Source organism: Elioraea tepidiphila DSM 17972 (assembly GCF_000378465.1).
Taxonomy (GTDB): Bacteria; Pseudomonadota; Alphaproteobacteria; order Acetobacterales; family Acetobacteraceae; genus Elioraea; species Elioraea tepidiphila.
The window spans coordinates 20188-39535 of sequence record NZ_KB899940.1; the positions used below are offsets into that span (position 1 = coordinate 20188).

19 protein-coding genes and 1 tRNA gene are annotated in these 19348 nt (G+C 70.2%); 9 read left to right on the forward strand and 11 right to left on the reverse strand.

Annotation, left to right across the window (positions count from 1 at the left end):
- Positions 1-7 precede the first annotated feature (7 nt).
- The 3 genes from F563_RS0118995 to F563_RS0119005 are packed head-to-tail and all read right to left on the reverse strand — an operon-like array spanning position 8 to position 2741.
- The gene (locus tag F563_RS0118995) at positions 8-1015 is read right to left on the reverse strand and encodes a succinylglutamate desuccinylase/aspartoacylase family protein (protein ID WP_019016283.1); all 1008 of its coding nucleotides are present in this window, start codon (positions 1013-1015) and stop codon (positions 8-10) included.
- Complete coding sequence (locus tag F563_RS0119000; protein WP_026299722.1) at positions 1012-2016, reverse strand: 1-aminocyclopropane-1-carboxylate deaminase/D-cysteine desulfhydrase; 1005 nt, start codon at positions 2014-2016, stop codon at positions 1012-1014. The genes F563_RS0118995 and F563_RS0119000 overlap by 4 nt, the downstream gene beginning before the upstream one ends.
- Positions 2013-2741: a FadR/GntR family transcriptional regulator gene (locus F563_RS0119005; protein WP_019016285.1), complete on the reverse strand. Its 729-nt coding sequence runs from the start codon at positions 2739-2741 to the stop codon at positions 2013-2015. Before F563_RS0119005 ends, F563_RS0119000 begins: the two co-directional genes overlap by 4 nt.
- 72 nt (positions 2742-2813) lie before the next feature.
- Here F563_RS0119005 and F563_RS0119010 point away from each other — a divergent pair, with 72 nt between their 5' ends.
- The 5 genes from F563_RS0119010 to F563_RS0119030 are packed head-to-tail and all read left to right on the forward strand — an operon-like array spanning position 2814 to position 6874.
- Positions 2814-3932, forward strand: a complete 1119-nt coding sequence (locus F563_RS0119010) for a mandelate racemase/muconate lactonizing enzyme family protein (protein ID WP_019016286.1) — start codon at positions 2814-2816, stop codon at positions 3930-3932.
- A gap of 9 nt (positions 3933-3941) precedes the next feature.
- Positions 3942-4811 (forward strand): carbohydrate ABC transporter permease, encoded by an 870-nt coding sequence (locus F563_RS0119015; RefSeq protein WP_019016287.1) that lies wholly within the window; start codon positions 3942-3944, stop codon positions 4809-4811.
- Entirely contained in the window at positions 4801-5643 is an 843-nt protein-coding gene (locus F563_RS0119020; protein WP_019016288.1) for a carbohydrate ABC transporter permease, read from the forward strand. The genes F563_RS0119015 and F563_RS0119020 overlap by 11 nt, the downstream gene beginning before the upstream one ends.
- 16 nt (positions 5644-5659) lie before the next feature.
- On the forward strand, positions 5660-6532 hold the full coding sequence (locus tag F563_RS0119025; protein WP_019016289.1) for a DUF6772 family protein: 873 nt from the start codon (positions 5660-5662) through the stop codon (positions 6530-6532).
- Between the two features lie 3 nt (positions 6533-6535).
- Positions 6536-6874, forward strand: coding sequence for a hypothetical protein (locus F563_RS0119030; protein ID WP_019016290.1), 339 nt, complete (start codon positions 6536-6538; stop codon positions 6872-6874).
- A 38-nt stretch (positions 6875-6912) separates the two neighbouring features.
- On the opposite strand, the gene F563_RS0119035 is transcribed toward F563_RS0119030, so the two are convergent.
- Both F563_RS0119035 and F563_RS0119040 read right to left on the reverse strand, forming a co-directional pair.
- Complete coding sequence (locus F563_RS0119035; protein ID WP_019016291.1) at positions 6913-8502, reverse strand: ABC transporter substrate-binding protein; 1590 nt, start codon at positions 8500-8502, stop codon at positions 6913-6915.
- Positions 8503-8578: 76 nt separating this feature from the next.
- On the reverse strand, positions 8579-9964 hold the full coding sequence (locus tag F563_RS0119040; RefSeq protein ID WP_019016292.1) for an amidohydrolase family protein: 1386 nt from the start codon (positions 9962-9964) through the stop codon (positions 8579-8581).
- A 106-nt stretch (positions 9965-10070) separates the two neighbouring features.
- Between F563_RS0119040 and F563_RS0119045 the strand changes: the two genes are divergently transcribed.
- Complete coding sequence (locus tag F563_RS0119045; protein ID WP_019016293.1) at positions 10071-11516, forward strand: amidohydrolase family protein; 1446 nt, start codon at positions 10071-10073, stop codon at positions 11514-11516.
- Positions 11517-11522: 6 nt separating this feature from the next.
- Here F563_RS0119045 and F563_RS0119050 read toward each other — a convergent pair whose 3' ends face one another.
- The 6 genes from F563_RS0119050 to F563_RS0119075 form a co-directional block, all read right to left on the reverse strand.
- Positions 11523-12923, reverse strand: a complete 1401-nt coding sequence (locus tag F563_RS0119050) for an NAD(P)H-dependent flavin oxidoreductase (protein ID WP_019016294.1) — start codon at positions 12921-12923, stop codon at positions 11523-11525.
- A gap of 98 nt (positions 12924-13021) precedes the next feature.
- Positions 13022-15199, reverse strand: coding sequence for a polyribonucleotide nucleotidyltransferase (gene pnp / locus F563_RS0119055; protein WP_019016295.1), 2178 nt, complete (start codon positions 15197-15199; stop codon positions 13022-13024).
- Positions 15200-15497: 298 nt separating this feature from the next.
- A complete protein-coding gene (gene rpsO / locus F563_RS0119060) occupies positions 15498-15767 on the reverse strand; it encodes a 30S ribosomal protein S15 (protein ID WP_019016296.1) in 270 nt (89 codons plus the stop codon).
- Positions 15768-15836: 69 nt separating this feature from the next.
- On the reverse strand, positions 15837-16769 hold the full coding sequence (gene truB / locus F563_RS0119065; RefSeq protein ID WP_019016297.1) for a tRNA pseudouridine(55) synthase TruB: 933 nt from the start codon (positions 16767-16769) through the stop codon (positions 15837-15839).
- Position 16770: 1 nt separating this feature from the next.
- On the reverse strand, positions 16771-17151 hold the full coding sequence (gene rbfA / locus F563_RS0119070) for a 30S ribosome-binding factor RbfA (RefSeq protein WP_019016298.1): 381 nt from the start codon (positions 17149-17151) through the stop codon (positions 16771-16773).
- Positions 17152-17257: 106 nt separating this feature from the next.
- Positions 17258-17332: transfer RNA gene (locus F563_RS0119075), tRNA-Val, on the reverse strand.
- Positions 17333-17420: 88 nt separating this feature from the next.
- On the opposite strand from F563_RS0119075, the gene F563_RS0119080 reads away from it, so the two are divergent.
- The 3 genes from F563_RS0119080 to F563_RS25445 form a co-directional block, all read left to right on the forward strand.
- A complete protein-coding gene (locus F563_RS0119080; protein ID WP_019016299.1) occupies positions 17421-18209 on the forward strand; it encodes a DUF3108 domain-containing protein in 789 nt (262 codons plus the stop codon).
- 47 nt (positions 18210-18256) lie between these two features.
- Positions 18257-19072: a DUF3108 domain-containing protein gene (locus F563_RS23335; protein ID WP_051089434.1), complete on the forward strand. Its 816-nt coding sequence runs from the start codon at positions 18257-18259 to the stop codon at positions 19070-19072.
- Positions 19073-19164: 92 nt separating this feature from the next.
- Positions 19165-19348 (forward strand): helix-turn-helix domain-containing protein (locus tag F563_RS25445; RefSeq protein WP_245557099.1); only part of this gene is annotated, 184 nt, incomplete at its 3' end.

The following is a 19348-nucleotide window of genomic DNA, read 5'->3' on the forward strand; positions in this document are numbered from 1 at the left end:
TGCGTTGTCATGGGCCCGGATCGGTCGCGAGATGGGCGACGCAATCGCCGGGTGTCACCTGAGCGGGCACGCGCCGGCAGACGACGAGCCCCGCACGGGCGAAGTGTAGCGTCACGGGGGGCCGGTCGGCCTCGTCGAGCGACAGGATGCGACCGGCGCACTGGCCCGCCGCCACGGTCTCGCCGAGCCCGATCTCAGGCACGAACAGCCCGCGCGTGGTCGCGAACAGGAAATGATCGCTGCCGGCCACGTGCATCAGCCGCGGTGTCGCTGCGGGCGGCCCGTCCAGCGCCAGCACGCCCGCATGATCGAGGAAACCATACAGCGCCCCCTTGGCCGCGGCGACCGAGGCGGGCGTCAGCGAACCGCCGCCGCCGATCTCGCAGGCGACATGCACCACGCCGCGCGCGAGGCCCGCCGCCGGCAGCGTGCGCGCATCCTGCGTCGCCTGCACCACGAGCGCCAGCGGAAGCCGCATCGCCCGCATCGCCGCCTCAAGCTTTGTGGCCAGCGCGGGGTCGTCCGTTGCGCGCACCATCGCGCAGGGCAGGTACTCCATCGAGCTGCCGCCGGAGTGGAAGTCGCATGCCCAGGCGACGCGCGGCAGCAGCGCGCTGTCGATGAAATGCGCGAGCATCGCGGTCGGCCCGCCATTCGGGTCGCCCGGGAACAGCCGGTTGAGATTGCCGCCGTCGAGCGGCGAGTCGCGCCGGCCGGCCAGCACCGCCGGCAGGTTCAGCGCCGGCAGCACGATCAGCCGGCCGCGCAGGTGCGCGGGATCGAGCTCGCGGATCAGGTCGCGCAGTACTGCCTGGCCTTCGTACTCGTCGCCGTGATTGCCGGCGGTGAGCAGGACGGACGGTCCCTCGCCCCCGTCCAGCACGGCAATCGGTACCGGGATCACGCCGTAGCCGCTCTCGTGGCGCGACTGCGGAATGCGGAGCCAGCCGATGCGCGTGCCGGGCGTGCGAGCGTCGAGATCGAGGTCGCTGTGGATGCGGCTCGGCGCGCTCATGCCGGGGCGACCTCGCGCGTTGCCGCCGCGGCCACCGCGTCGGCGGCGGCGAACAGTCCTGGCAGGCCGCCCGAGTGCAGGAACACCACCGGTCCCTCCGGCAACACGCCCTTGTGCAGCGCGCCGATCAGCCCCGCCATGGCCTTGCCGGTATAGGCGGGATCGAGCACCACGCCTTCGCTGCGCGCCACGCGCAGCAGTGCCGAGAGCGACGCCTCGCTCGGGATCGCGTAGCCGGAACCGATCCAGGCATCGTCCACCGCGAGCTTCAGGGTCGGCGGCAGCGCCCAGCCCGCGCGGTCGGCGGCTCGGCGCACGACATCGGCGATCCACGGCCCAAGCCGATCCGCCGGCTGCTGCACGCTGACGGCGCGCACCTGGCAGCGCCGGCCGAGTCGCGCCAGGCCGAGCGCAAGGCCGGCCGCGGTCAGCCCGGAGCCGGCCGCGACGACGATCGTGCCGGGCTCGATTCCGGCCGCGCGCCAGTCGGCGTCGAGCTCCTCGGCCGCAACCGCCCATGCCTGTGCGGCGAGCGGCGCGCTGACGCCGGGCAGGTGGATCACGTAAGGACGGCGCCCACGCGCGCGCAGCGAGCGCGCGGCCTCATCGAGCGCGGCCGCGAGCGACGGGTCCCACGGATCGGCGGACTCGACGAACCGGATCTCGGCACCGAACACCGCATCGAGCAGCAGGTTACCCTGACTCGGCGGCGCCGGCCCGCGCAGCACCAGCGTGCAGGCGAGCCCGAGCTTCGCCGCCGAGCCGGCGAGCGCGCGGCAGAAATTCGACTGCGCGCCTGCCGTGGTCAGCACGGCATCGGCGCCCTCGGCCAGCGCTTCGCCCAGCAGCCATTCGATCTGGCGGATCTTGTTGCCGCCGAGCGCGGCACCGGCGAGGTCCTCCCGCTTGAACCAGATCTCGCGGCCGATGGCGGCGGAGAGCCGTTGCACCTTCTCGAACGGTGTCGGCCAGTGCCCGAGCACAACCCGGCCCGGTGTCATGTGGGCCGCCGTGCCGGGGCGATGGCCTCGATCAGGTCGCGCGAGGCATCGAAATGCGCGTGCAGGGCCAGCCGCGCCGCGTCGGGATCATGCTTGCGGATCGCCGCGAGGATGCGCTCATGCCGCGCGAGCGTGCGCCGCGCGTCGCGCAGTTCGCGCCGATCCTGCATCAGCCGCATCACGTGCTTCGCCGCCGGCGCCAGCGCCTCCATCAGGAACAGCATGAGCGCGTTGCCGGCCGCGCGCGCGAGCGCGAGATGGAAGGCGAGATCGGCCTCCACCCACGGATCGACCGTGTCGCGCACCGACCGCATGCTCGCCACCAGCGCCGCCAGCGTCTCGATATCCGCCGCGGTCGCGCGCACCGCCGCCAGTGCGCCGATCTCGGTCTCGATCGCGCGGCGGAGTTCGATCGCCTCACGCAATCCCTCGGGACGCGAGCGGATCGCGCGATCGAAGAAGGTCGCGAGCGGCGCGGCCGAGGGCGGCAGCACCGTCGTCGGTCGGCCTTGTTGGATCAGCACCGCGCCCATCGCGGCGAGCTGCCCGAGCGCCTCGCGCACCACCGTCTTGCTGACGCCGAAGCGCTGCGCGAGCGCCGCCTCGGGCGGCAGTTCCTCGCCCGGCGCGAGGCGGCCGGCCGCGATCCCTTCCAGCAACTGCCCGACCACGTGATCGGACAGGCGTTGGCGCGGTGCAGCCACGAGATCGAGCGCGTCGGCCATCGCCCTCTTGCTCACTGTTCTGCTATCTGCTTATCATAACAGCAGAACAGACGTCAATTTGCGGAGGGAACGGTGCGCATCGTCGAGGTGAAGGCCCACCCGCTCGCCGCGCCGATCGCGCCCGACATCCAGAAGACCTCCGCCGGCAACTGCCCGACGATCTCGATCCTGGTGGTGGAGGTCGTCACCGACACCGGCATCACCGGCTGGGGCGAGGGGCTGTTGCGTGCTTCCCCCCGAGCGGCCGCGACGCTGGTGGAGCAGACGCTGACGCCGCTGCTGCTCGGCGCCGACCCCTTCGCGGTCGAGGCGCTCTGGCCGACGCTCGCGCGCGCGACGACCGGGCGCTCCGGCGGGTTCCTGATCGAGACGGTGGCGGCGATCGACATCGCGCTGTGGGACATCATGGGCAAGGCGCTCGGCCAGCCGGTGCATCGCCTGCTCGGCAGTTGCGGGCGCGAGCGCGTCACCGCCTATGCGTCGTCGATCTCCTGGGGGCCGCTCGCGATCGCCGAGGCGCAGGCCGAGGAGGCGGTCGGGCGCGGGTTCCCGTTGATCAAGGTCAAGATCGGCGCGCCGGTCGAGGCCGCGATCGAGCGCATACGGGTCCTGACGCGGCTGGTGAACGGGCGCGCGAAGCTCTGCGCCGACGCGAACTGGGTGTTCGACTATGACGACGCCGTGCGGCTCGCGCGCGCGCTGCTCGACCTCGACGTCCATTGGCTCGAGGAGCCGATCGTGCCGGAGGACCTCGACGGTTATCGACGCCTGCGTGCAGCCGTGCCGATCCGACTCGCCGCCGGCGAAAGCGAGTTCACCGCCTGGGGCGCGCGCGACCTGATCGCGAGCCGCGCGGTCGGCGTCATCCAGCCCGATGTCGCGCGTTCGGGCGGCATCACCGAGACGCGGCGCATCGCCACGCTGGCGCACTGCTTCCACCTCGCCTATGCGCCGCACATGGGCTTCTCCGGCGCGATCTGCGCCGCCGCCTCGCTGCATCTCGCCGCGGCGATGCCGAACTTCGCGACCTTCGAGTGCATGATCTTCCCCAATCCCCTGCGCGAGGAGCTCGCGACCACGCGTCCGGGCGATCCGTCGCTGCTGCAGGATGGCGCTGTGCCGGTGCCGGAGGGACCCGGGCTCGGCATCGAGATCGACCGCACTGCGCTCGCTCGCCTGACGGTGTCCTGACGACGCATCATGCGCGCCCGGCCCATCCACTACCTGCTGATCTCGCCGGCACAGCTGCTGCTCGTGGTGACGATCTTCGTGCCTTCGCTCTGGGTCGGCTGGCTCAGCCTGCACGAGGCCTCGTTCGGCACCGAGGCACGCTATGTCGGCTTCGCCAACTACGCCAAACTGGCGGCCGATCCCTATTTCTGGCGCGCCTTCCTCAACACCGTCGTGATCGTCAACGTGATCGTCTATGCCGAGCTGCTGCTCGGCCTCGGCATCGCGCTCCTGTTCGCCGGCGGCCTGCCTTTCCCGCGGCTGATGCTCGCGATCGTGCTGGCGCCCTATGCGATCAGCGAAGTGGTCGTCGTGATCATGTGGAAGACCATGTTCGAGCCGCAGGTGGGGGTGATGCAGCTGCTGCTCGCCGCCCTCGGGATTCCCGGGCTCGAATGGGCGGTCAATCCCGTGCACGGGCTGACGCTGATCGTGCTGCTCGCGGTGTGGCACCACCTCCCCTTCACCTTCCTGCTGCTCTACGCCGCGCTGCTCGGTGTGCCGAAGGAGCTGCATGAGGCCGCGAAGGTTGATGGCGCGGGCGCCTGGCGCGCGTTCCTGCACGTCACCCTGCCCTCGATCATGCCGGCGATCCTGGTCGCCTTGCTGTTCCGCTACGTCTTCGCGTTCCGCCTGTTCTCCGAGCCCTGGCTGCTGACCCAGGGCGGGCCTGCGCGCATGACCGAGGTGATGGCCGTCTATCTCTACAAGGCCGCGTTCCGCTATCGCGAGCTTGGCCTTGCCGCGGCGACGGGCTGGGCCATGCTGCTGCTGTCGCTCGCGATCTCGGTGCCGTATCTGCGCGCCGTGCGGCGCAGGATGTTCGCCGATGCGACCTAGGCGCTGGCGGCCGCTCCTGCGGCGCACCCTGCGCGGGCTCGCGTTTCTCGCCGTCGCGGTGTGGTCGCTGTTCCCGATCCTGTTCGTGGTCCACGCCTCGTTCCGTCCGCCGGCGACCATCTTCGCGGTTCCGCCGCAATTCATGGTCCCACCGACCACGCAGAATTACATCGAGCTTGCGCGGCTCTGGCCCGACTTCTTCGGCTCGCTGATCAACAGCCTGATCATCACCCTTGGCGCCACCGCGCTCACCGTGATCGCGAGCGCGCTCGCGGGCTGGGTCTATGCGCGCCGGCGCGGCAGGCTGCTGACCACCAGCGCGTTCTTCATGGTGCTGGTGCGGATGTTCCCGCCGATCGTCATCACCCTGCCGCTGTTCCCGGCGGTGAACGCGGCCGGGCTCTCGGACACGCATCTCGTGTTAGTGCTGCTCTACGCGGCGTTCTTCGTCTCGCTCGGAACCTGGATCATGAAAGCCTTCGTCGATCAAGTGCCGCGCGAGTTCGAGGAGGCGGCCGAGGTGGACGGTGCCTCGCTGGTCCAGATGTTGCGCCACGTGATCGTGCCGCTGGTGATCCCGGGCATGATCGCGGCGGCCGTGTTCATCTTCATCTTCGCCTGGAACGAGTTCCTGTTCGCCTTCGTGTTCACCACCACACGGGCGCGCACCGCGCCGCTGATCATCAGCGAGATGCTGGGCTCGGTGACCGGTGTGGACTGGGGACCCGTGTTCGCGGCGGCAACCATCCAGCTTGTGCCGGTGCTGCTGTTCGTCGTCCTGCTGCAACGCCACCTGGTCGCCGGCCTCACCGCGGGCGGCGTCAAGGGATAGAGAGGGAAGGAACCCCGTGACCGTCACCTTGCATGATCTGCGGCTCGCCGATCCGCGCCTCAGCCGCTTCGATCCGATGCGGCGCATCATCTGCTTCGACGACTTCGACCGCGGCTATTGCGGCTGGACCCAGCTGGTCGGCAACTACGAGCACACGCTCGACTCCATGACCGCCTCCTATGCCGCCCACACCCATCCGCAGCTCGCCACCGTCAGCCACTGGGATGCCGGCACGCATGGCGGCGTGGACGGCACCTACGCGCTGAAGATCGCGACCCGCCCGAAGCGCGGCATCCGCTCGACCGCGATCAAGCGCCTGACCTTCCGCGAGGCCGGGCCGATCCGGCTCGAGTTCTACTTCACCTTCAAGCCCGAGGCGACCGAGCTCCGCCTCTCCGAGACGGACGTGCGCTCGGTCGGGTTCCTCTACGATCTCCAGACCGGATACGAGCAGAACGGGCTGCGCGTGATGCCGCATATCCGCTTCCTCAACGCCGAGAACGGCAAACACATCCAGCGCTGGCAGTACAAGGACGAAACAACACCGGTGCGCGAGATCGGCACCGAAGGCAAGACCGCGACGCACGACCATCTCGCGCCGTTCGGCTGGAAGGACATTCCGGGCGGCGAGCAGAAGCTCTGCTACAACGAGATCCCGACCAAGATCAACTGGCACTACATGCGCTTCGATTTCGATCTCGCCACGATGCGCATGATCGAGATGCAGTGCAACGACCGACGCTACGACCTCGCCGGCATTCCCAACATCGTCATCCCGGCGATGCGGAATCTCTGGTGCATGCTGAACCTCGTCTTCTTCGCCGAGGCGGAAACGGACAAGCGCGTGTTCCTCTACATCGACAGCGTCTGCCTCTCGGGGGAATTCTGAGCCATGCTGCGCGAGAGCCACACCGCGATTATCGCCCGCAACGAGCGCTGGCAGGGCGAGGCGGCGACCGAGCCATTCGAGGCCGGCTGGGCGTCGGAGGCGATCTTCTTCCTGCGCGCGCTGGCCGCCGAGGGGCCGACCGGCGACGGGCGCGCGTACGTGCAGATCTCACCCGACGGCATGCGCTGGGTCGATGAGGGGACGACCGCGCAGGTGCCGGACGCGGCGGAGGGTATCGCCGTGCTGCGTGTGGCGCATTTCGGCTCGTGGCTGCGACTGCGCGTGACGCTCCCGGCGGGCGCGACGCTGACGCCTGTGGTCGCGCTCTCGCTCAAGGCGTAGCGGCTGCACCGGATCCGGCCGGTGCAGCCGCACAGGGGTCAGGTCTTCTCGATGTTCCAGTAGAACAGCGCTGGCCCGGGGATCAGCCCCTTCAGCCAGTTCCGGTAGGCGATGACGCTGCGGTACTGACCCAGCGGGATCGAGCTCACATAGTCGACGTGGAACCGTTCAAGCTCCACCCGGATCTGTTGCCGCTTGGCCGCGTCGGTCTCCAGCGCCCACGCGCTCGTCAGCTCGGGCACACGGGCATTGCACGGCCAGCCGAACCAGGCATCGTCGCAGTGGCGCGTGAACACGTTCAAAAGGGGATTCGCCACACCTGTCAGCGTCGCGTTGGTGACGAAGATGTTCCAGCCGCCCTGGTCCGGTGCGGCCCGCGAGGCGCGCCGCTGCACCAGCGCGCTCCAGTCCATCGCGATCAGGTCGACATTCACGCCGATCTGCTTCAGCGTATCAGCAGCCATCAGCGCGGCCGGATGCAGGATCGCGTTGTCGGCCGGGTCCATCACCACCACTCGTCGGCCGTCATAGCCCGCCTCTCGCAGCAGAGCGCGCGCCTTGTCGAGATCGCGCGCTGGCCATCCAAGGGCCGCGAACCGATCGTCCTCCTCCGCGCCGCAGCCGAAGATCGCCGCGCACTCGCGCGAGGGCGTATGCCGCCCCACCACGGCGGCCATGAAGTCCTTCTGGTTCACCGCAATCTGCAGCGCCTTGCGCGCCTGCTGGTTGTCGAAGGGCGGATGCAGATGGTTGATCACCATGAACAGTTGGTAGCCAAGCGGATCGTTGGGCGCGACCGTGACATCGCGTGACCGCTCAAGCAGGGGGACAAGATCATGGGCGACCGTCTCGAGAAGATCGAGCTCGCCCGTCAGCAGCCCGTTCGACGCTGTGGCCGCATCGGGCGTGTAGACCGACTCGACCCGATCGACCTTGACAACCTTGCCGCCCGCCGCTTGGCTCGCCGGCTCGCTGCGCGGCACGTAGCCTTCGAACCTCTCATAGACGACCCGCGCACCCGGAATCCACTCCTCGCGCTTGAACCGGAACGGACCCGAGCCGATCACCTCGGTGATCGCGGTGTTCGCATCCGTGCGCGCGAGCCGCTCGGGCATCATGAACGGGACGTTGCTGTCGATCTTGCCGAGCGCATCGAGCACGAAGCCCACCGCCCGCTTCAGCTTGAGCTGGAAGGTGCGGTCATCGCGCGCCTCGATGCTGTCGGTCACGGCCATCAGCGCGCGGCCCATGCCGTCGCGCTGGCCCCAGCGGCGTATCGAGGCGACGCAGTCGGCCGCGCGCACGGGCGTGTTGTCGTGCCAGCGCAGGCCGTCGCGCAACTGGAACGTCCAGGTGAGTCCGTCCCCGCTCGCCTCGTGGCCGCCGACCATCTGCGGCTGCACCTTGTTCTCGGCATCGAGGGCGAACAGCGTGTCCCACACCATGTAGGCGTGGTTGCGGGTGATGTAGGCGGTGGTCCAGATCGGATCCAGCGCGCGCAGATCGCCGATCGGCACCGAGCGGATCACCCGCCGCCGGTCCTGCGCCAGGGCCGCGCGTGTGGCGGAGGACAGCAATGCCGGTGTCGCCAGGCCCGCCTGCACCATGGTTCGACGCTTCAGCGTCATCGGAGCCTCCCTTGCTCGTGACCGGCGCTTCTTGGACGTCAGGTTATGGCGTATGTCCCCGCCTGTGAAGGCACGCTCAGAACGCGGCCGGCAGCCCGGGCAGGATGCGCAGTTCCGGCTTCGCCGCGAACAGATCGCCCCAGGCGCGGCGGGCGATCCGATCCGCCTCCTTCACGATCGTCGCCTCGTCCATCGTCCGCACTGTGCCGTCGCGCATCAGCCAGACGCCATCGACCATGACGCTCTCGACATCGTGCGGCTGGCCCTGGTGCACGAAGGTCGAGACCGTGCGGATCATCGGCACGAGATGCGGCCGGTCGGTGCGCACGACGATCAGGTCGGCCTTGTTGCCGGGCGCGAGGAAACCGGCATCGGAGATCCCCATCGCCGCGTAGCCGTTGCGCGTGGCCCAGCGCAGCGCCTGCTCCGGTGTCGGGTTGCGGCCGTCCTCGCGGCGGATGCGCTCCATGAACAGGCCGGTGCGCGTCACCTCCACCATGTCCTCGGCCATGTTGTCCGAGCCCATGCCGATCGTGCAGCCCTCCTGCTCCAGCACCGCGACGCGCGGGCTGAGGCCACGCCGTGCCGCGATCGCGGAGTTGAACGACACGCATGTGCGCGCCTTCCCGAGCAGCTTCTCCTCGCGATGCGCCATGCACCGGCAATGCGCGCAGACAAGCCGCGGGCTGAGGAAGTCGAGGCTCGCGAGATACTCGGTCGGCAGCATGCCGCGATGCGCCTGCACCGCCGCGACCTCGCCCCAGATCTGGTTGAGGTGGATGGTCGCGACCGTGTCGAGCTCCTCCTGCATTGCGCGCACGCGCTTCAGCAGGCCGGGCGAGCACATGTCGGGCGCCCAGGCCGCGAGCCCGACGCTGATCCGCCCCTGGCCCGCGCCGTGCCATTTCGCGTGCAGATCGGCGATCCGTTGCAACCCTGCCTCGCCGAGCCTGTCGTCCTGCTCGAACGGGCCGGGGTCGCCGATCGAGGTGTTGCCGCGATCCCAGGTGCGCTCGGCGAGCAGCATGCGCAGCCCCGTCTCGACCATCTGCGGCGCGTAGCCGGCGATGTTCGCCCCGTCCTCCAGAACGGCGGTGGTGCCGCTGCGGATCGCTTCGAGCGCCCCGAGCTGGCACATCACCGCGTACTCCTCGGCCGAGAGCTTCGGCAGCGGCAGCGGCGAGAGCCCACCCGAGAACGGCGGCTTGTGCGGCGGCGAAAGGTCCTCGTAGAGGCCGCGCGCGAGCGTCATGCCGAGATGGGTGTGGATGTTGGCGAAGCCCGGGAACACCGCGCGATTGCGCCCGTCGATCCGCTCGGCCTCGGGAAATGCGCGCGCCACCTCGTCATCGGGACCGATCGCGGCGATCCGGTCGTCACGGATCGCGATCGAGGCGCCGTGATGCACCGTGTCCGCATCATCGCCTGTGACGATCGTGGTGGCGTGGATCACCAGGCTCATGCCGTTTCCTCCCCGGGGGTCGCGCATGCGATTGCCGCGCCGGGCCGAGTGTCGCACCATGACGGGGCGGCGTGAACCTCCTGCCCGCCGAGCCTGGAGACCCGCGATGCCGACACCGACGCTGATCCGAAACGCTGGCTGGGCCGTGCTGTGGGATGCGGCAGCGAAACGGCACGTGTACGGCCGTGACGTCGATATCCTGCTGCGCGACGGGCGCGTCGCCGCGATCACACCGCACACGGACGGCCCGGTCGGTGCCGACCTCACCGTGATCGATGGGCGGCGGATGCTGGCGATGCCCGGCCTCGTCAACGTGCACACGCACCCGACCACCGAGCCCGCCTATCGCGGCGTACGCGAGGATCACGGCGTGCCGGAACAGCACATGAGCGGGCTGTTCGAGCGGCTCCAGGCCTTCCGGCTCGACGCGGCCGGACAGCAGGCGGCGATGCGGCTCGCCTATGCCGAGCTGATGGGGGCGGGTGTGACGGCGGTGGTCGATCTCACCGCGCCGTTCGAGGGCTGGATGGACATCATGCGCGAGTCGGGGCTCCGCGTCTGGGTGGGTCCCGGCTACGCGAGCGCGCGCTGGGGCATGAGCGCGCCGCAGACCGTCACCTGGACCTGGGACGAGGCGCGCGGCCGCGCGGGCTTCCGGCGCGCCCAGGCGATCATGGACGAGGCGGATGCGGACCCGTCGGGCCTGCTGCGCGGCATCGTCTTCCCCGCGCAGATCGACACGGTGGAGGAAGGGTTGCTGCGCGATTCCGCGGCGCTTGCGGCGGAGCGCGGGCGTCCCTTCACCACCCACATCGCGCAGGCGGTGGTCGAGGTGCAGGAGATGATCCGCCGGCACGGGATGACGCCGATCCAGTGGGCGGCCTCGATCGGCATCCTCTCGCCGCGCTCGATCCTCGGCCATGCGATCTTCATCGACGAGCATCCGTCGATCCGCTGGCACACATCGCGCGATCTCGCGCTGATGGCCGAGCACGGTGTCGCGGTCGCGCACTGTCCGTCGCCCTTCGCGCGCTACGGCGAGCATCTGCGCGACTTCGGCCGCTACCGCCGCGGCGGCGTGCGCATGGCCATGGGCACGGATGTCGCGCCGCACAACATCATCGAGGAGATGCGGCTCGCGATCCTGCTCGCGCGCAACGCCGCGCGCGATCTCGCCGCTGCCGACACGGCAGCCGTGTTCCACGCCGCGACGGTGGGCGGGGCGGAGGCGCTGGGCCGGCCGGACATGGGCCGGCTGGCGGTAGGCGCAGCGGCCGATCTGGTGCTGATCGATCTCGCGCACCCGCAGATGGTACCGGCGCGCGATCCGCTGCGTTCGCTCGTGTTCCACGCCGCCGATCGCGCGGTGCGCCATGTGTTCGTCGCGGGGCGACAGGTGCTGGCGGACGGGCGGCCGACGCTGCTGGATGTCGGCGAGGCTGCCGGCATCCTCGCCGAGAGTCAGGCCAAGATGCTGCGGGATTCCGGCAAGTACGACTACCGCGGCCGTGCGGGCGATGCGATCGCGCCGCTCAGCCTGCCGCTCGCCTGACGGCCCTCAATCCCCCGTCGCGATGCGCTCGACGAGCTGCTTCACGGTCGGGATGAAGCCGTTCGAGTAGAACGGATCAGTCGCGAACCGGTAGGCGTTGTGGCCCGAGAACATCAGGTTCCGGTCCACATCGTCGCCATGCGCGATGTCCTGCAACGTCTTCTGGATGCAGAAGCTGCGCGGATCGGCCTTCTTGCCGGTCGAGTAGTCGGGCTCGTGCTGCGCCCAGTTCGAGAACCGGCAGGCCGACAGGCAGCCCATGCAGTCGATCTGGTCGCGCCGGATCTCGGCCGCCTTCTCGGGCGTGACGAAGATCAGCGTGCCGTCGGGCGTGCGCATCGCCTCGGTGAAGCCGGCCGCGGTCCAGGCGCGCGCGCGCGCCGCATCCTTCGGCGTCAGATACACCAGCCGCCCGCGCGGACCCGTCGGGAAGCCCTCGGTGTGCTCGCCCATCGCCTCGGCGGTGTAGGCGACCTGCCGCTCGTTGCGCTCGCGCAGCTCGTTGATGAAGCCGTTGTTCACCGCCGAGGAGTAGAACCCGGTGGGCGAGAACCGGTTGAGGAAGACATCGCCCTCCTTCAGCGTCAGCAGCCGGCGCTTCCAGGCATCCGAGATCGGGCTCTCCTTGGTCAGCAGCGGGCGCGTGCCGAACTGGAACGCGACCGGTCCGATCTCGGGATTGTCGAGCCAGTCCTCCCACTCGCGCAGGCACCACACCCCGCCCGCCATCACCACCGGCGTGTCGTGCAGGCCGAACTCGTTCATGGTCTTGCGCAGCGCGGCGACACGCGGATAGGGCGGCTCGGGCTTCTCGGGATTCTCGCTGTTCGAGAGGCCGTTGTGCCCGCCCGCGAGCCAGGGGTCCTCGTACACCACGCCGCCCAGCCATTCGCGCGTCTTGTGATAGGCGCGCTTCCAGAGCGCGTTGAACGCGCGCGCCGAGGAGACGATCGGGTAGTAGTAGACGCTGAACCGCGCGGCGATGTCGGACAGGCGATAGGGCATGCCGGCGCCGCAGGTGATGCCGTGCACGAGACCCTTCGCCCCCTCCAGGATGCCGGTGATGACGCGCTCGGCCCCGCCCATCTCCCAGAGGATGTTGGCGTGGATGCGCCCCTGGCCGCCCGACATCTCATAGGCCGTGCGCGCCTGCTGGATGCCGCCCTGGATGCCGAAGGCGACCAGCTCCTCGTGGCGCTCGCGCCGCGTCTTGCCCTCGTAGATCTGGCGCACCAGCCGGCCGTCGGGCGTGTAGCTGTCGGCGTTCACCGCCGAGAACGTGCCGACGCCGCCCGAGGCCGCCCAGGCGCCCGAGGACACCCCGTTCGAGATGGAAATGCCCTTGCCGCCCTCGATGAGCGGCAGGACCTCGGCTCCGCTCACGCGGATGGCATTCAGCGCCCTCACGGCACCTCCCGTCCGACGTCGTTCATCCCGGCGTCACACTATTGGCCGGCGGAACGGGCGGGGACGCAAGTCCCCGCCTTGCCCCTGCGGACCGCACACTACTCGGCCGCCGGCGCGGGCGCATCGCCCTCCGCCTTCTCCTCGCGCCGGCGCCCGCCCTTCGGCCCCACCTTGTCGGTGATGTCCTCGCCGGTCTGCTGATCGACCACGCGCATCGACAGCTTCACCTTGCCGCGCTCGTCGAAGCCGATCACCTTCACCTTCACCGCGTCGCCCACGTTCACCACGTCGGTGGTCTTGGCGACCCGGCCCTGCGCGAGCTCGCTGATGTGCACGAGCCCGTCGCGCGAGCCGAGGAAGTTCACGAAGGCGCCGAAATCGGCCGTCTTCACCACCTTGCCGTCGTAGATCACGCCGATCTCGGGCTCGGCGACGATGCCGCGGATCCAGTCGATCGCCGCCTTGGCGGCGCGCTCGTCGGTCGCGGCGACCTTGATCGTGCCGTCATCCTCGATGTCGACCTTGGTGCCGGTCACCTCGGTGATCTCGCGGATCACCTTGCCGCCCGAGCCGATCACCTCGCGGATCTTGTCGCGCGGGATGTGGATCACGGTGATGCGCGGGGCGTTCTGGCTCACGCTCTCGCGCGGGCGGTTCAGGCCCTTCGCCATCTCGCCCAGGATGTGCATCCGCCCTTCCTTCGCCTGGTCGAGCGCGATCTTCATGATCTCGGGCGTGATCGAGGTGATCTTGATGTCCATCTGCAACGAGGTGACACCGAGCTCGGTGCCAGCCACCTTGAAGTCCATGTCGCCGAGATGGTCCTCGTCGCCGAGGATGTCGGAGAGCACCGCGAAGCCGCGATCCTCCTTGATCAGCCCCATGGCGATGCCGGCGACGGAGCGCGGCAGCGGCACGCCCGCGTCCATCAGCGCGAGCGAGGAGCCGCACACGGTCGCCATCGAGGACGAGCCGTTGCTCTCGGTGATCTCGCTCACCACGCGCAGCGTGTAGGGGAACTGCTCCTTGGACGGCAGCAACGGGTGGATCGCGCGCCAGGCGAGCTTGCCGTGGCCGATCTCGCGCCGACCGGGCGAGCCGAACCGCCCTGCCTCGCCCACCGAGTAGGGCGGGAAATTGTAGTGCAGCAGGAAGCTCTCGCGGTATTCGCCCTCGAGCGCATCGATGATCTGCTCGTCATCGCCGGTGCCGAGGGTAGCGACGCACAGCGCCTGGGTCTCGCCGCGCGTGAACAGCGCGCTGCCATGCGTGCGCGGCAGGAGGCCCACCTCGACATAGATCGGTCGGACCGTCTTGGTGTCGCGGCCGTCGATGCGCAGGCCGGTGTCGAGGATCGCGTTGCGCACGATGTCGGCCTCGAGGGCCTTCAGCAGCTCCTTCGCCTTGCCGGTGTCGAGCTCCTCGGCGGCGATCGTGTCGAGTGCCGCCTTCTTCGCCGCCGCCAGCTTCTCGACGCGGGACTGCTTCACGGTCTCGCGATACGCCTCGGTGAGCGGGCCGCGCGCGAGCGCGTCGAGCCGCGCCTTCAGCGCCGCCACGGAGGCGTCCTCCTCCGGCACGGGCCACGGGTCCTTCGCCGCCACCTCGGCGAGCTGGATGATCGCCTCGATCACCGGCTGCATCGCCTGGTGGCCGAAATTGACCGCGCCGAGCATCACCTCCTCGGAGAGCTCCTTCGCCTCGCTCTCGACCATCATCACGCCCTCGCTCGTGCCGGCGACGACGAGATCGAGCGCGGTCTGCTTCATCTGTTCCGCGGTCGGGTTCAGCACGTACTCGCCGTTGATGTAGCCGACGCGCGCGCCACCGATCGGGCCAAGGAACGGAATCCCCGACAGCGTCAGCGCCGCGGAGGCGCCGATCATCGCGACGATGTCGGGATCGTTGGTCAGGTCATGCGAGAGCACGGTGACGATCACCTGCACCTCGTTGCGGAACCCCTCCGGGAACAGCGGGCGGATCGGCCGGTCGATCAGCCGGCTGGTCAGCACCTCCTTCTCCGTCGGTCGGCCCTCGCGCTTGAAGAACCCGCCGGGGATCTTGCCCGCGGCGAAGGTCTTCTCCTGGTAGTGCACGCTGAGCGGGAAGAAGTCCTGGCCGGGCTTGGTGGTCTTGGCCCCGACCACGGTCGCCAGCACCACGGTGTCGCCGTAGCGGGCGACCACCGCGCCATCGGCCTGGCGGGCCATCTTGCCGGTCTCGAGGACGAGCGTGCGCCCGCCCCAGCTCAGCTCCTTGCGAAAGAACTGGAACATTCCGTCTCTATCTCCATCGCGCGAGCTTGCGGCGGAGCACCCTTCGGACGACGGCCTCGCCCACGCGGGGCAACGGCGTCTCGGGCGGCATGGAGGGGGGACTTAACGCGGTTGCCCGCGCGCCCCGGGCGCCATGTGGCCGGAAACGCCGTCATTGCACCGTGACGGTCCGGTCGCGTCCCGGCGGGACTGTCCCGCCGCGCGCTCGCGATTGTCCGCGCGCCCCCATGGCGCGCGGCATCGGGGGCAGGGATGGCCATCGGGGCCAAGGGGGGTCCTGCCCGGTGATGGGGCTCGGCTATCGCCTGAGCCCCAGACGCTTGATCAGCGCCTCGTAGCGCGCCGCGTCCTTGTTCTTCACATAGTCCAGCAGGCGGCGGCGCTGGCCGACCAGCATCAGGAGGCCGCGGCGCGAATGGAAGTCCTTCGCGTGCTCCTTCAGATGCTCGGTCAGGTTCTTGATCCGCTCCGAAAGGATCGCGACCTGCACCTCGGGCGAGCCCGTGTCGCCCGCATGCGTCGCGTATTCCTGGATCAGCGCCGTGCGGCGCTCGGCCGTGATCGACATCGTGTTGGTCCTTCATCCTGGCCGTTGCGTTGCCCGGGCCTCTCGGCGCTCGGGGTCTCGGGCGTGCTCTCAGGCCGCGGCGGTGAGCATGCGCACCGGGTGCAGCATCCCCCCCTCCAGGCGGCCGATCGCGAGCGCCTTGCCCCCCGCCATCACGCGGACGATCCCGCCATCGGGATCGGCCTCGGGCGGAACCCGGCCGAGAAACGCGACAAGCGACAGCGCCTGCCCGCTCGACAGCCGTGAAGCCTCGCCCCCCGTCAGGGCCAGCGCCGGGATGTCGGCCAGCGCGGTCTCGACCGGGAGGAGAGGGCTTGAGGCAGCGTCCTCTTGCCCCAAGGCGGCCGCGCTGTCCAGGGAAACCGCCATCGCCTCGCTGAAGGGGCCGACCCGCAGCCGGCGCAGGGCGGCAACATGCCCGACCGTGCCCAGCGTCACAGCGAGGTCGCGCGCGAGGCTGCGCATGTAGACGCCCTTGCCGGACACCACCCGGAACACCGCCGTGTCGGCATCCGGCCGGTCCTCCAGCGTGAACGCATCCACCCGCGCCGGCCGCGGCGCGAGCTCGACCGCCTCGCCGGCGCGGGCGAGATCATAGGCCCGCTCGCCCGCCACCTTGATCGCCGAGAAGCGCGGCGGCACCTGCATGATGTCGCCGACGAACCGGGGCAGCGCCGCGCGGATCGCCTCGTCCTCGGGGCGGATATCGGAGGTCGCCGTCACCACCCCGTCCGCATCGTCCGTGTCGCGCGCCTCGCCGAACCTCAGCGTGAAGCGGTACTCCTTCGTGCCATCCATCACGTAGGGCACGGTCTTGGTCGCCGCGCCGAAGGCGATCGGCAACACACCCGTCGCGAGCGGATCGAGCGTGCCGCCATGGCCGACCTTCTGCGCCTGGAACGCCCGCTTCAGCCGGTTCACCACATCCGTCGAGGTGATGCCGGCCGGCTTGTCGATCACCAGCCAGCCGTCGATCCTCCGGCCCTTGGGCTTGCGCGCCACGTCAGTCCTCGTCGCGATCGAGATCGCGCCGCACCTCGGGTGAATGGAACAACGCCTCGATCCGCGCGGCGGCATCGATCGTGGTGTCGGCGCGGAAGACGAGATCGGGCGCGTACTTGGTGCGCACCGACTTCGCCACCTGCCCGCGCAGGAACGGTGTGGCGCGCTTCAGCGCTGCCAGCAGCGGCGCGGCATCGCCGCCGCCCAAGGGCGTGATGAACACCGTCATAAGCTTGAGATCCGGCGAGGCCCGCACCTCGGTGACCGTCACATGGGCGGACGCGAGATCGGGGTCGCGGAAGTCGCCGCGCTCGAAGATCATCGCCAAGGCATGGCGGACCTCCTCGCCGACGCGGAGCTGACGCTGGGAGGGAGGTTTCATGGCCATGTCCTTTCGGGGGCTCCGCCCCCGACCCCGCCAGGGGGGCCGCCCCTGGACCCCGCCAAGGGCCCTCGGCCCTTGGAACCCCCGGAACGACGAGCGTGGATGGTGGGCGCGGTAGGGATTGAACCTACGACCCCTGCCGTGTGAAGGCAGTGCTCTCCCGCTGAGCTACACGCCCATCCGAAGCGCGCGCTATAGGGCTGCGCACGGCGGGGCGTCAAGCACGCGCGCTTGCACGCGGCAGCGCCGTCGCCCACGTCTTCGCCATGCGCCCCCCGACCGCCGCGGCCGCCCTGCTGCTCGCGCTCGCCCCGGCCGCCCACGCGGCCGAAGCGGTGGAGGCGCACTACGTCGCCCGCGTCGCCGGCCTGCGCGTCATGACCATCGACGTGCACGCCACCATCGGCCCCGGGACCTACCGGATCAGCGCCCGCGCGCGCTCCGCCGGCCTCGCCACCCTCGCCACCCGCTTCGACCAGACCGCCACCGCCGAAGGCGCGGTCACCGACGCCGCCATCCGGCCGTACCGGTTCCGTGCCGAAGGCGCGTGGCAGGGCGAGACGCGGCGCGTGGACCTCGTGCTCGCGGAGTCCCCGCCGCGCGTCGCCCTCGATCCGCCCGAGGTCCCGGAACGCGAGCCGGTTCCGCCCACCCTCGCCCAAGGCGGCGTCGATACCCTCACTGCCCTGCTGGCCGTCTCGCGCCAAGTCTCGCGCCTCGGCGCGCGCGGCTGCGATCTCGACGTGACCGTGTTCGACGGACGGCGGCTGAAGAGGATCATCCTGACCCCCGCCGGCGAAGGCCGCGTCTCCGGCCATCCCGGCGTGACCGCCGTGCGCTGCCGCGTCGAAGGGCGCCAGCTTGCCGGGTTCTGGCGCAACTGGGACCGCGAGGAGGCGGAACGCCCGCAGACCGGCATGGTCTGGATCGCCGCCCCGTTCGAAGGCGCTCCCGCCCTGCCGCTCCGTCTCGAAATGGGCATCGACTGGCTCGGCACGCTGGTGGTCACCCTGGACACCGCGCATCCGCCGACGCGACGCGCGGACGGACGATGACGCAAACGCGCCTTGCACCCGCTCGGCCTCTGCCCCTACACGGCCGCATGCGCATGCTGATCGCCGCGGCCGCGCTGGCGGCCTTCGCCCCCGCCGCCCGCGCCGCCGAGCCGCCCGTCCTCGCCTCCTATACCGCTTATTTCTCCGGCTTCTCGGTCGCCACCCTCGACGCCGCGCTGCGGTTGGACGGCGAGCGCTACAGCCTCGCCGCGCTGATGCGCACGGCCGGCATCCTCGCCGCCTTCGTGCGCGGCGAGCAGACCGCCGAGGTCGAGGGCATCGTCCAGCCCGCCACTGCCGTCGGCCTGGCGCCGGCGCGCTACACCATGGAGGGGCGCTGGCGCGATCGCCTGCGCCGCATCGCCATGCGCTGGCCGGGCGGTGAGCCCGAGGTGCTGGCGCTGATCCCGGCCAACACCGAGGAGCGCGAGCCCGTGCCGCCCGAGCTTCAGCGCGGCACCATCGACACCATGACCGCGCTCGTCTCGCTGCTGCGCCGCGCAACCGAGACCGGGCGCTGCGAGGGCGAGGCCGCGCTGTTCGACGGCCGCCGCCGCACCGATGTGACGGCGCGCACCGAAGGCGAAGACACGCTGCGCGAGCACCGTTGGGGCATCTTCGCCGGCCCTGCGCTGCGCTGCACGGTGGAGGGCCGCCAGGTCGCCGGGTTCTGGTCCGGCCAGAACCGCGACGAGGCCGGCACGCCGCGCAGCGCCACCGCCTGGCTTGCCCGGCCCGAGCCCGGCATGCCGCTGATCCCCGTGCGGATTGAGGCGGAGACCGGCTGGGGGCCGGTCTACATCCACCTGACCCGCATCGGCCGGGGCGATCTGGCCCTGCCGACCCGGGAGAGCCGGAACTAGAGCCTGATTCCTTCTGGTGGAATCGGATTGGGTGTTCCGGCGCGTTTGGTTTTCTGATTCAAGCTGCTGGCTGGGCTGGAGGCCAGCAGCCGATGACCCGAGCCCTGTCCTGTGATCTGCGTGATCGCGTCGTGGCGGCCATGCGGAATGGCGCGAGTTGCCGCGAGGCGGCCAAGCTGTTCTCGGTGAGCGTGGCGAGCGCGGTGCGTTGGTCGCAGTTGTATCGCGCGACCGGCAGCACGGCGCCGCGGCCTCATGGTGCGCGGCGACGCCCGG